Annotated in this window: 9 protein-coding genes and 2 pseudogenes; 3 read left to right on the top strand and 8 right to left on the bottom strand. The window is 41.5% G+C overall.

Annotation, left to right across the window (positions count from 1 at the left end):
- Positions 1-81: 81 nt before the first annotated feature.
- The 7 genes and pseudogenes from V7K85_RS30145 to V7K85_RS30115 all read right to left on the bottom strand — a co-directional run bounded on the left by V7K85_RS30145 (position 82) and on the right by V7K85_RS30115 (position 8,761).
- Positions 82-1,587, bottom strand: a complete 1,506-nt coding sequence (locus V7K85_RS30145) for a DUF1565 domain-containing protein (RefSeq protein ID WP_334819395.1) — start codon at positions 1,585-1,587, stop codon at positions 82-84.
- 99 nt (positions 1,588-1,686) lie between these two features.
- Positions 1,687-2,019, bottom strand: coding sequence for a hypothetical protein (locus V7K85_RS30140; protein WP_334819393.1), 333 nt, complete (start codon positions 2,017-2,019; stop codon positions 1,687-1,689).
- A complete protein-coding gene (locus V7K85_RS30135) occupies positions 2,016-3,770 on the bottom strand; it encodes a GTPase (protein ID WP_334819391.1) in 1,755 nt (584 codons plus the stop codon). Before V7K85_RS30135 ends, V7K85_RS30140 begins: the two co-directional genes overlap by 4 nt.
- Before the next feature lie 45 nt (positions 3,771-3,815).
- Positions 3,816-6,275 carry a GTPase gene (locus V7K85_RS30130; protein ID WP_334819389.1) on the bottom strand — a complete coding sequence of 820 codons (2,460 nt, stop codon included), beginning with the start codon at positions 6,273-6,275 and terminating at the stop codon, positions 3,816-3,818.
- Between the two features lie 138 nt (positions 6,276-6,413).
- Positions 6,414-6,656: pseudogene (locus V7K85_RS30125) on the bottom strand (hypothetical protein); the annotation flags it as partial.
- 8 nt (positions 6,657-6,664) lie between these two features.
- On the bottom strand, positions 6,665-7,231 hold the full coding sequence (gene rimM, locus V7K85_RS30120) for a ribosome maturation factor RimM (RefSeq protein WP_334819387.1): 567 nt from the start codon (positions 7,229-7,231) through the stop codon (positions 6,665-6,667).
- A gap of 246 nt (positions 7,232-7,477) precedes the next feature.
- Complete coding sequence (locus V7K85_RS30115) at positions 7,478-8,761, bottom strand: valine--pyruvate transaminase (protein ID WP_334819385.1); 1,284 nt, start codon at positions 8,759-8,761, stop codon at positions 7,478-7,480.
- A gap of 284 nt (positions 8,762-9,045) precedes the next feature.
- Here V7K85_RS30115 and V7K85_RS30110 point away from each other — a divergent pair, with 284 nt between their 5' ends.
- From V7K85_RS30110 to V7K85_RS30100, 3 genes and pseudogenes are all read left to right on the top strand, one after another.
- Positions 9,046-10,155 carry an S-(hydroxymethyl)glutathione dehydrogenase/class III alcohol dehydrogenase gene (locus V7K85_RS30110; protein WP_334819383.1) on the top strand — a complete coding sequence of 370 codons (1,110 nt, stop codon included), beginning with the start codon at positions 9,046-9,048 and terminating at the stop codon, positions 10,153-10,155.
- A 310-nt stretch (positions 10,156-10,465) separates the two neighbouring features.
- Positions 10,466-10,843, top strand: a pseudogene (locus V7K85_RS30105) (type II toxin-antitoxin system RelE/ParE family toxin).
- 4 nt (positions 10,844-10,847) lie between these two features.
- Entirely contained in the window at positions 10,848-11,174 is a 327-nt protein-coding gene (locus V7K85_RS30100; protein WP_334819381.1) for a helix-turn-helix domain-containing protein, read from the top strand.
- Positions 11,175-11,413: 239 nt separating this feature from the next.
- On the opposite strand, the gene V7K85_RS30095 is transcribed toward V7K85_RS30100, so the two are convergent.
- Entirely contained in the window at positions 11,414-13,333 is a 1,920-nt protein-coding gene (locus V7K85_RS30095) for a GTPase family protein (protein WP_334819379.1), read from the bottom strand.
- Between the last annotated feature and the right edge of the window lie 110 nt (positions 13,334-13,443).

The raw sequence follows: 13,443 nt of genomic DNA, 5'->3' as shown, positions 1-13,443 counted from the left end.
AGAGTTGCAGATTATTCTGATTCCCGCCCTTAAAACTATTAGTTTGCTAAACCCCTTACCAGACAAGTATTTCAGCTTTTCTTAGTGCCATTCGTCTATAGCTTTTACTACCTCATCCTTGGCATATTCAGGAATCTTTGCTTGGTCATCAAAAGCTTTGATAGATGCTGTACCATCAGAAGATAATCCCAATCCATTCACTAGCGAGACAATCACTTGCACGCGCTGGATATTTTTGTTGGGGCCGAAGGTATTGTCGGGAAAACCAGAGAGAAATAAACCTTGATATGCTTGCTGAATTACCTTGGATGCCCAGAAGTCTGCTGGTACATCTTTGAATTTGATCACGGGGCGGTTTGGCGATGGGTTGAAAGCTTTTACCAGTAATGCGGCGTATTGCGCCCGTGTCATTGTCGCATCCGGTTTAAATGTGCGATTGGGAAAACCATTAACTATCCCTAATTTGACTAATTCCCGAATAAACCCACCTGCCCAATGATTCGCAATATCGGTTAATTCGATAGTAGACGTCGGTGTCGGTGTCGGTGTCGGTGTCGGAGTGGGTGTTGGTGTTGGTGTTGGCGTGGGTATTGGTGTTGGCGTTGGAGTGGGGGTGGGTATCGGAGTGGGAGTAGGTGTAGGTGTTGGAGTGGATGTTGGAGTGGGAGTAGGTGTCGGTGTTGGCGTGGGTGTCGGAGTAGGCGTAGGTGTCGGAACCGAATTATCTGCAAATTCTACGTTTCCCGTGACTTTAGAGGCATTTATTTTATTTCCTACGGAAACCAGCTTGTTGGAGCTGGCATTTTGCAAATCAAATTTACCGTTATTTTGTAGAGTATTGCCTCCTGGATTATTGGTACTGCCGATATCCGGTAGGGCACTTCCAATTACTGTGATCCCATCGTCAGTGTTATTTTCACTGACATTGTTACGCAATACAGGACGAGTACTGCCAGAGATGACAATTCCAGAACGGTTTTCGGAAATTTTGTTATCTCGAAGTATGGGTGATGCAGTATCACTAATGGCAATGCCAAAACCTGTTTTGAAGAAGGTATTACCTTGAATTTGACCTTTGGAATTTTTAGCGATCGCAATCCCATTGGCTGCATTCTCACTGAACACATTACCTAGAATAACTGGGTTAGCCTCGCCTGTAGCAAATACTCCCTCCCGCTTACATTTTGTGAAAGTGCTATTAGCAACAGTAGGGGTAGTTGATTCAATCCAGACACCACTACCACGGCTAGCTAGATTTGTTACAGTCAACCCTCGGAGTTCAGCTTTATCCAGCAGCACAAATGTGACATTCTGACTAGCAAAAGTACGGCTCAGGTAGTTACCACTCCCTTCAATCAAAATACCATTACCTTTGTTTGCTTCGTTACCCACCACTGTCACGCCAGATGGAACCGTTAACGGAAAGACTTCACCGCTAGCAGCATTATAATTCCCATCTGCCAATTGAATTTTAGTGTTATCTGTAGCTACCTTGAGGGCTTGGGTAATAGTTTTGAACGGGGCTTGTTGGCTACCAAGGTTGGTATTGCTACCAGATACTGGATTTACATAAAAAGTCTTAGCCATATTTATACTTCCAAAAAATACATAGCTATCCTAACGCTAACCATAAAATTGGGTAGCAGTTGATGCATTAAGTTACTTAAAGTAATTGTCAGTGTAAAGTTAAAAAATTACCCAAATGCTTTTGGGTTTCACTAGTACTCGACAACTCAAAATTGCTAGGTGAGGGTGGGGAGTTAAGAGTAGCCCTGCCAAGGTGACATGATCTCGTTCCCATGCAGAGCATGGCCCATAAGCGAGGCTCTGCCTATAGTCCAAGGAGGCAGAGCTTCCCCAAAGCCATTCCTTGGCATCAGCCCACGAACGAGAGGTTGATAGTTTTTGGGCAATCCCAATTTCTTCCTCATTAAATTTGCTATTACCCAGCCATTCATTCATACCCACCAGACAAGCTCTCATAGAGGCGACGGCAGGATGTTTTACTTCCTTCTTCAAATCATTGTATTTTTCGTCGCTTTGGTAATGTCGCAAAGAATTGACTCAAAATCTTGACGAATTTCAGCAAGTTGTCTTACCCAAGTGTTAGAAGCAGCGATCGCACTTTCTTCTTGTTGACGTGCGGCTGCAATTTGCTTGTCAATCTCGCCGTAAACTTGTAATTCTACTTCTGCCAGTAGATTTTCTATTTGACTTTCAAGATTTTTCGCAATGGCAATAAACTGGCTTGTAATCTTTTGACGTTCTTCAGCCATTTTATCTTGTCTTTCTGCTTCTTGTTGCATGGAATGGGCATCTAAACCAGCACCAACTACTGACAGTATCGGTGCAAGTACTATAGTAAAATTAGCAAGATCCTTAGCAATACCAACGGCTTGCCAAGGCTTGAAATCCACACCAATAAATTTTCCTACACCATAAACTACATGATGGAGATTGCTACCTGCTACATTCGTGGCATTTAAAAAACCTTGACCACTAGAAGCAACTCTACCAGCAGTAAATTTATCCCAAGGCGCTCCTAACACATCACCAATTTTTTGTAGCGCCTCAACTTGACCTTGCAGCCGTTCACCACTGATATCATTATCAATATTTTTAGCAGATACTTTTTGGGTATTTTTTAAGCAAGTGATAAATGTCTTTGCAAGGTTGCTCTGCAACACTTTTTTAACTTCTTGGCTAATCTCGTCAACTGCCTTTTCTACAACTATTTTAAGTTCTTCTGTAGCAGTTTCATAATGGTTTGGCACATTTAGAGCGATTTGCTTGTTTAGTGTTTCAAAATCTTCCTTAGTCGTAGTTCCTACAGAATTTGCTAGCTTAATTCCCTCTTTAGCAATCGCAGAAGACATTTCTAAGCTTATACTATGAAATTTGGTTCGCAAGCGTTCTCTTTCCTTACGCACTGTTCGAGATAATCGTGTCAGTACTTCTAAAAAAGTGGTATCTTGATCAGAATTGCGCGTAAAGCTTAATTGGGCTTCATCTACAGAAGCTAAAACAATTCGTACTGGTGTATCAAAACGAGCAAGTGCAGCACGGCGATCGACAAAATTATTTAAAGCATCAATAAAAGTTTGAAAACGACTGATTTCGATAAGAAAATCATCATCTTGATCCACACCGTCACAATAATCTTTTGCATCGAGAAAACAGACTGGAAATTCATCAAGACTGTAGGGCTTAAGTGCATCTGCTAAACTTTTGCGATAATTAGCAATTTTTTGCGCTTCCTCTCCTGCTTCATCAGACATTTTATTGATGAGCAGCATCATTTTCCAGCGATAACTTTTTTCATAAGCTAGTTTCTTGAAATTTTCTACTGTGATTGAATCAAAAAGCATATAAGTGAGACTGAAAACTAATAAGTCAGCTTTATTAATTGCCTCATAGGTAATTTCATCATGGTCTTGACGGTCTGTAAATAGTCCTGGCGTATCTATTAATTTGATACTATTCCAGTCATAGGTAACAGTTGCATCAGTTGCAATGTCAGAATCGATTTTAATATCTCGTCGTCCTGTAAGTGCAGAAATAGTTGTAGATTTACCCGCGTTATATTGACCGACAAAAGCTACCGTAAGAATCCCATTTTTACTATATTCTTTGACTTCATCACGTAGTTTATGACGAATAGCTGTAAATTCAGGATGATTGGCTTGAGCTAAAATTTTATCAAATTTGATGCAGATATTTTTGAACTTTGCAGCTATTTCAGCAGCTTTAAATATTTTTTCTTGAGTCATTTTTTATTTTCTACTATTATTTTTATATTAACTTTATATGAATTTCTAGTTAATAGATATTTCTGGAAAAATAATAGAAATATCTTCTTGCAAAACTCTCTTAATTGTTTCTTGGTTTTTTCTCAACTTTAATTCACATTTTGTTTTGATTGTTATGCTTCGTCCAAAATCTCGTTCTACTCTCCCAATGGTTTTGATAATATCTTCATCGGTTAATAATTCGTATTTATCAACACACCAATCAATAATACGCTTGGCATAAGCACGATTAAGATAATTAGTAGAGCTATCTAATTGACTTTTAGCTTTTGCAAGTTCCTTGCTTATTTTTTCTATACCTTGAATCAATTCATTAAAGTATTTATTAATATTAACCGCTATAGTATCACAGTAGCTACTGAATTCTTCTTTAGCTTTAGCAAGAGTTTTTTGTTGATACTCTTCTAATTGATTGTTTAAAGATTGGCTAATCTTTTCTGCTGCTTCACGTTGCTTCTCTTTTTGAGATTTAAAAAAATTAGTAATTGCACTAATAACAGTACCAATTGCCATAATAATCCCAAGTGGAGGTGCTGCAAAAAGCATTGTGATACTTGTTGCAATGCCTACTATAGTAACCCCAATACGTAACATCTCTTTAAATTTAATACTACTTTGTTTATTAAAATTGAAATTTTCTCCTCCTAACCTAGCCATCAATTGGAATTCAGTACCAATTTCTTCTAGTAATTCTTCAACTTCATGATTGAATTTTTTTCCGTTTTCTTCAAAAGCATTATTTAATCTATCTTGAAATTTTAATACTTGTAGTCTATTTTTCCATTTTGATTTCAAATTATTTTCATCAGCATCCCAATTTTCTTCTGCAAAAGGTTGAATTGTATCGAATACATCCTTAAACACTGTCTTAATTTGCTGTATTAAATATTCCTGATTATCTCTATATGCTTTTGTAATTCCCTCTTGAAACTTATCACGCATATTTTTCAAGTGGTTAGTCAAGTTTTGATAAGCTTCTAATTGCTCAGTCACCCATTTGTTAGGCTCCTCAATTGCACCAACTGTAGAACCAAGTAAGGTTTGAGAACGTCTAATTACTCCATGCTCAACTAAAGACACCCGAATAGCATCAAGAAAATCCTGTATACGGCTTGCTTTAAATAGTTCGTCTTTATGTTGTTGATGTTCAATTTCGCGTGACATTTGTGCAGCTAAAAGCATTACAGGAATAATCTCAAAGTAGTCGTTAGCGTAATGCTGTTTGGCATAGCGACGGATGCGTTCAATATGTCCACCTAAACCGCTTGCACCATTCATTACAAACAATTTATCTGAGTCTTTTAAGAAGTTTTCTAACCTTCGAGTGTCCCGGAGATTATTTTTAACGTTAAGTAATATAATCAGGGGTTTAGCTTTTTCTTTTAAAAGCTGTAAAAATTTAAATTCGGTTTCTTGAATGCTATCATTTGTGACTACATAACAAATAACATCAGATTCTTCGATAATACTCTCAGCAATTTCTTCATCACTTTTACCACCAGGCGCACTAATCCCAGGAGTATCAATAATCCGAATATTTTTCCATTCATAAACCCGATTAAAACGAGTCGTACGCTGTTTACCTACACCAATAGCATCCCAGCCATCACCTGTAATAATCGCGTGGAGAGTGCTTTTGCCTGCTTTAGTTTTACCTATAAAAGCTATACTAAAATGGTTTAAAGCACGTTGTTTTGCACGCAGAGATTCACTTACCCCTTCAAGCTCTTTTAGAGTTTTAACCGTCAGATCGTTTCTGGTACTTTCAAGCTGTTTTGCTACTTCTTTGGCAGTATTATCTTGTCCTTTACTACTTGTTCTTTCTTGTATCTCCTCAGTATATTTTTCAAGATTTTTAGCTAACCCTGCAAGCGCAGAATAAGCGCTTTGGAGCGAATTTTCTGCATACTTATAATTTTCATTTGCTATAATTGTACATTGCTGGATTGCATCGTCATATCCAGGTCCTGCTAGTAATATTTCCTTCCGCAGTTGACCAATTTTATGTCCAAGATTTTCCGGAGCAACTTTTGCTAAGTTATCTACTAATGCACGAGATAAAACTGAATCTATCCCCTTTAAAAGACGCGCACCAACAGATAATTCTGATTTGTCTCTATTGGAACAAGCGAATTTAACTGGATTAAATTTTTCGGTTTGTTTAAGCAACCTTTCAATTTCTGAATTTGGCCAGTTCCAAATTTTTGCAACATGGTCTACCATCTGCCGTTCTAATGGTGAAAAATAACCATCAATATAGGCAATAGCTATCATCTGTTGCATTGCCTCACTTTGCTCACCCTGTTGGATTTGACGTGCTACATTCTCAACAGATACAAAGTTTTCATCTTGACTCAATATTTTCTCCATCTCTTTGATGGTGTGTGTTTCCATGTTTGTCTTCTGTGCTAACTCTCGTAGCGCCTTTGCTTCCTCGCTGTGAATCTGCTCATCAGCACACACCATGTGTGTAAGGAGTAAAAATTGGTAGTTTATTTGCTCAGAGGTTAGTCGCGACATTATTACCCTAAGTGCGAATTCTAGACTAAGGATAAGAAATAACGATTATTTTCAACCTCAGAAAATATGCTTAGATTATTTTTGAAAGGCAAAGATAATGTGTTTATCAGTGGTGAAAATCGTGTCAAAGTCTTTTTCGCTCAAACCGTGAGGATGTTGGCTTTTTGGCTGTAGTGTCATCAAATCGAATACGTTCACTACCCGCACCTTTAATTCAGGGAAGTGCTGGCGCAGAATGTCCACAGCCGCCAAGTGACTAAAATCCTTCGCTCTTGGCACAGGATGGAAAGCGATGTCTACTAAGGGCTGTTCGGTGAGGCTATTGATTAAATAACCTAATTATTAATTTCCAATAACCCAGGTGGCGGCGTAATTTCAATGCGACCAGATGGCAAGTCTACCACTGGTGCGATCGCTTGTACAAATGGAATCAAAACAGTCTTTTGCTTTTTGTCAGTCGCAAATGATTTATGCAACTTCACTTCTAACAAATCATTGCCAGCGGGGATGATATCTACCACCGTACCCACGAGTTCCCCAGATGCTTGCATGAAGACTTCCAAGCCAATCAAATCGAGGACATGATATTCATCTTCGCCTAATTGAGGGCGATCGCTTGCTGGCACCATTAACTTACAACCGCGCAACGCCTCCGCCTGATCGCAATTTTCTACACCAGCTAATTTGATCACATACAAGTTTTTGTTACTGATGTAACGTCCCGTCAATAATTCGATTGGTTGTGGTTCTGTGTCACCTAAACGCAACAACCAACGTTTTCCCGGCACCTCAAATCTTTCGGGGAAGTCAGATACAGGATAAACCCGTAATTCCCCAGATAATCCTTGAGGGGCAACAATCTTACCAATTTCTAGCCAATCATCTAATTTGTCATTAGTCATTAGTCATTAGTCATTAGTCATTAGTCATTAGTCATTAGTCATTAGTCATTAGTCATTAGTCATTAGTCATTAGTCATTAGGCATGGGTATTGGTTCATCTCCCTCATCTCCCACCCTCCGGGAAGCTAAAGCTACATCTCTCCGAGTCTTTTTTTCTCTACGAGACGCTGCGCGTAGCTTGCTTCTCTGTAGGAGTAGAATTTTGAATTTTGAATTTTGAATTGATTTCTCCCCACTCCCTCATTACTACGCACTCACAACTGTACGCTGATAAGCTTCTTCAGCCACTTTTGCTAAACGTTGCATACCAGTGGCAATCTCCTCATCGCTGCCGGTAAGGCTGATCCGGAAGCATTGGTGCTTGTGCGCCCACTCTTCCTCTAAACCAGGGAAGAAGGTACTTCCAGGGACAATAATCACACCTACTTGCTTGAGTTGCTGGTAAAATTCCCAGTCACTGATGGGTAGATCCTCTAACCACAACCAAGCAAAAATTGCTCCTTCACCGCGATGGAGAAACCAAGGTAAATTCTTGGGCATTGCTTGTTCTAAGCTGGTTTCTAAAACTGTAAACTTATTTTGGTAAAAGGGACGGATGACAGTGTGAGAAATTTCCACTAAAGCACCAGAATTGATTGCAAAAGCTGCGATCGCTTGGCCGTAACGTGAAGAATGGAGACTCATATTTGCTTGGAAACACTCCAGCACCTCAATCCACTTTTCATCCCCAATGGCAATACCAATTCTTTCTCCAGGTAATCCCGCTTTTGATAAACTCATGCAGTGGAGGATGTTATCACCAAACACTGGTGTCATTTCGGTAAAGTTTAATGCTGGGAAGGGAGGTGCATAAGCCGAGTCAATTAACACCGGCAGATTGTAAGGCGCAGCCAGGGCAACAATCTTTTTCACCTCATCATCAGTGAGGACATTGCCAGTGGGATTACAGGGGCGAGAGAAGAGGACACAACCCGTGTTTTCTGTAATCGACAGTTGGCTGAAGTCGGGGCGATATTTAAATCGGTGGGCAGGTGCATCAATATCAAGAGTCGGTTTGTGGGCGATTAGGGCTTTTGGAACTAAGCAGATACCACCGTAACCTGTGTAGTCAGGACAGAGGGGCAAAACAATTTGTTTTAACTCGCCGCTAGGGGTATAGCCACCGAAGGTATTCGCAGCGTAAAAGTAGAGGGTTTGACTACCGGGGGTAATCAGGATATTGCGATCACTTAAGTTTAACCCGTAGCGTTTGTTAAAATCATTAGCGATCGCTTCAATTAATGGTGCATAGCCCTGACTTGAGCCGTAGCGACAAACTACCTCACCATATTCTGGGCTAGCCAAAAGCTGTGCAGTACAATCCCGCCATAACTGCTCTACCTCTGGCAAAATCAACGGATTACCAGCACTCAAATTAATAAACTGCTGCCCTGCACCTGCTCGTAATGTTTCGATAATATCCTTCATGATTGCTCTTACGCCAGTCAGGTTGGACATTTGAGCGCCAATTTGAGTGAGGGCAGGGTTCATAAGCTGTGACAAAATGTATTATTTGAGGGGTGGACAAATTATTTGGGGGTTGCTGCTGACATCAAGTTTACATCGTTGCCAAAACAGCTGTTGCCGCCTTTAACCAATTTAGCTACAGAATGATATTTTAACAAAGTGATATTTATCGTTATAGGGGCGATCGTCCTTAGTAAATACGAGGAAGTGATACAAAAGTTTATCATGCGCTCAATATGTTTAAGTGAAATAATCGCCGTGCTTCAGCACTCGGAAGAACGTGAAAAAACTATACAGGAGGGCTGAGGTTGGAAGTTAAAGCAGCAGTAGCTTACAGCGCACGTAAGCCGTTGACGATTGAAACCGTTCAACTATCGGGACCACAAGCTGGGGAAGTATTAGTTGAGGTTAAAGCCACCGGGGTTTGTCATACCGACGCCTTTACCCTATCTGGTGACGATCCCGAAGGTTTGTTTCCGGCAATTTTGGGACATGAAGGTGCTGGTGTGGTAGTAGAGGTAGGCGCTGGTGTGACTAGCGTCAAACCAGGGGATCACGTGATTCCCCTCTACACTCCCGAATGCCGTCAGTGCGAATATTGTCTAAGCTTCAAAACTAATCTTTGTCAAGCTATTCGCCTAACTCAAGCACGGGGTGTCATGCCCGATGGCACCAGTCGCTTTAGTATCGATGGGCAGATGATTCATCATTACATGGGTACATCCACTTTTGCCAACTATACAGTGCTGCCGGAAATCGCCCTGGCAAAAATTCGGGAAGACGCCCCATTTGATAAAGTTTGTTACATTGGCTGTGGTGTGACTACTGGTGTTGGTGCAGTCATCAATACTGCCAAGGTGGAACCAGGAGCAAATGTCGTGGTTTTCGGCTTGGGTGGTATTGGTTTAAATGTCATCCAAGCGGCGCGGATGGTGGGAGCAAATATGATTGTCGGGGTGGATCTTAATCCCAGCAAACGCGCCTTGGCAGAAAAGTTTGGCATGACGCACTTTGTCAATCCCCAAGAAGTAGAGGGTGATTTAGTTCCCTATCTGGTTGATTTAACAAAAGGCGGTGCTGATTACAGTTTTGAATGTATCGGTAATGTCAAAGTTATGCGTCAAGCATTAGAATGTTGCCACAAGGGTTGGGGCGTCAGCGTGATTATTGGTGTTGCTGGTGCTGGACAGGAAATCAGTACTCGTCCTTTTCAACTAGTAACTGGGCGCGTTTGGAAAGGTTCAGCATTCGGTGGCGCTAGAGGACGTACAGATGTGCCGAAAATTGTTGATTGGTATATGGAAGGTAAGATAAACATTGATGATTTGATTACCCATGTGATGCCAATTGAGCAAATTAATGATGCTTTTGAGTTGATGCACAAAGGTGAATCAATTCGCAGTGTGGTGACTTTTTAGCTGTTAGATTCAAAGCTTTTTTTCAAAATACAATTAACTGTAAGAGCGCACAGATATAATGCGTATCAACTTCAGCTAAAATACTAGAGAAAATCCTTGTTTACAGCCTCTGGCTGTAAATGTTATATTTCCTGACATTTTTGCTCATCGGCGACAGCATCGCCAACGCCGCCGCCCCTCCCAACACCTGCTCGTCAGTCACTTCCAATCTGTAACTAAATTCAGAAATAGCTGGTAGTGGTGTACTAGTTTTGATACAACTGATTTACCTATTGACATAGTATGCTAAATCTAGCATACTAACTATTACATGAGCCAAACGCACCAAAAAGCTTTCAAATGGATTGGAAGCGCTTTAGATGACTTAAAGGATTTCCCTGAAGACGTACAAGACGTAATGGGTTACGCCCTTGATGTAGCACAACATGGGGGTAAGCATCCCGATGCAAAACCCCTGCACGGTTTTAAAGGAGGCGGGGTTTTACAGGTTGTAGATGATTTTGATGGAGATACATACCGAGCAGTGTAGACTGTAAAATTTGCGGGGTTTGTCTACTTATTACACGCGTTTCAAAAGAAGTCAAAACATGGTATTGGTACATCACAACAAGATATAGATTTAGTAAAAAAGAGGTTAAAATCCGCCCAGGAAGACTATTCGGAACAAGCTGCTAAACAAAAGGAGTAAATAAGTGACTAAAGAAAATAGCGTTTATACTAGCAGTGGAAATGTATTTGCTGACTTAGGTTTACCTAATTATGAAGAAAGATTAGTGAAAGCTGAACTAGCACGCAAAATCAGTGAAGCAATCACTTTCCGTAAATTAACACAAATCCAAGCTGCTGAACTTTTAGGAATTGATCAACCAAAAATTTCAGCATTGGTAAGAGGCAGACTTTCAGGCTTTTCAATTGATAGATTATTTCAATTTTTGAATGATTTAGATAATGATGTAGAGATTGTCATAAAACGAAAACCTGAAGACCGTAAGCAAGCTCGGACAACAGTTGTTTGTTAAGTAATAGATAAAAACTCGTGACATCATATAAGATACCCCTTTAGTTGATTATAAAGGGGTATCTTTAAAAGTTAGCGATAATCTGGTTTTGCATCGTTTTAAGCTTAAGAATCATATCAAAACGGTGAGGATTTAGCATCGGGAGAAACAAAAAGGAACAAAGGTGTAATCGACTAAGATTTTCCAGGGTAATCAACCTGCTTAAGTGTCAAGGACATTAATTCCTCAAGGCAGACAGATTATTTGGAAATTGATAGATAATACTCAAATCGCTCTCGGAGTTGTTTAACTGTCAAATTTTGAGTCCAGTACTCCACTAGGGCGTGACCAAATGCCCAGGCGTTGCGGTCGGGTGAAGCGGAGTTTTCCAGCAGTAGCGGCCAAAGGGATACCAATTCAAAGTTGAGCGGGTTAAGGTTACCTGTATTCAAAAGCGAGAAAAGCTCATATCCCATTTGGAGTTTCCCAATCACAATCGGCAACTGTTCCACGGGAATTTGCTCCGCCAGCATATAGGCTAGGGCTGGAGATCCGGTTGAGAGGGTAGAAACAAACTGGAGGACAGGACTTTTGAGCAATGCCGTTAGTCCCTGTGTTGTCGTCATTTGGAAGGTATAGTGGTCGATGATTTTGGCAGCAGCGATGGTACGGGCTTCGAGGTTACGCAAAAAGCGGGCGAGACGGAGTTGCTTGGTAGGTGCGATCGCATCCACTAATCCCAACGATAGCGCCTCCACTCCCCAAGCGGTTCGACTTGTTTTCCTGTCAGATGTAACCACAGGTAGAACTAGATTACAGAAGTTTCCCAGCAGTTTGGCGCGATACTCAGTGGCTTCGCGAATCGCAATTTCTTTGGAGCGATCGCCCCATTCCCAATCATAAGGCGGTTGCCATTCGCGGATGGGACGCAGACGATCTACCTGGGTAACGATCGCGATCGCAGGTAAATCTGCAACTTCTGCTTTCATATCTTGCAAAAAGTCTACATCCATTTGGAGGGCAGGATCGAGAGCAGGGGTAACTAACAGCAGCAAATCTGCATCGGTGGCATAATCAAGCACTAGGTCTCGGAGAGCAGCACGGTTGACTTGTTCATAACCAGGTGTATCCCAAAGCGTCAGGGCTTCCCCACTTTGAGTCTGCCATTGGTAATTCTGAATGCGATCGGTACTGGGTAAAACATCTACCTCTGCTAAATCCGCCTGAAATAGTGTGTTAATCAGGCTACTTTTTCCCGACCCCGTGCGCCCTACCAGCAGAATATTCACAGGTTTTTGCTCAACTGCCTCGGCTGGTTGAGCTTGAGTCAGGATTTCTCGGAGTGTTTGGGTTTTTACCTGGGGTAAAGTTGGTGTGGAAACAACGGTTGCTGAAGCTGGTAATGTCCCACGTCCGTAGAGAGCGATCGCCTGCCGGCATAAGTTTCTCAGGGCAGCTTCCCGGAATAACTGGCTCAAATTCCCCAATAATTGCTGAGTTGCCTGGTTACTAGAACCCTTGCTGACTTGTTTTGCCACCGCCGCCACTGGATTTAAAACCCATTGTGCCCAGTTCCAAGCTTTCCAGAATTTCCGAGCCGATGGTTCCAACTTCCGGTATACTTCGTATCCTTGGTATGCTTGCCCAACCGTCACCTGATTCAGGACAGGAGATAACTTTTGCATCCACTGATCCATATCATCCACCGTTCCCCGAATCAACCCGTAAGCTTGGGGGACGTAAATGTTCAGTAGCGGATATTGAATTTGAGGATTGTAGATATGAGCGATCGCTACAACCAAATCCTGGCATCGCGTCCAAAAAGTTTGCCAGTCTTCCCAAATCGGGCGATCGCTCTGTGCTGCTTGCAGTATCTCTTGAAATGCGGTTTCTGCTTGCTTTGTAACATCACTTCCCACTGGTGACCCTACTGTATCCTCTGCTGTCGATTCCAGTTCTTCGCGGACTTGGGCTAATACAGCTTCCACTTGGTTAACAGCTGGTTGAGTCCATTTGACCAACAGCCAACGCCAACCCACAAATAAAAGGGTGAATACACCCCAAATCCAATTAATGCCCCACGCATGAATTTGTGAACCGGCGGCTACCAATAAGAAAATAATGATGAAAGCGATCGGGATTGCTAAGACGACCCACTGCCACGGTTTTAATCGCACCATTGCCTTATACCTGCTTTAAGAGCTGATTCGTAAACAAAAGCTTAAGATGCCATTCGCCTGACCATAAGACGAATCAATGAGCCATAAATCATTGCTTCACTTAACTCGCT

Source organism: Nostoc sp., assembly GCF_036917615.1.
Taxonomy (GTDB): Bacteria; Cyanobacteriota; Cyanobacteriia; order Cyanobacteriales; family Nostocaceae; genus Nostoc.
This window is presented reverse-complemented; position numbering and strand designations above follow the sequence as displayed.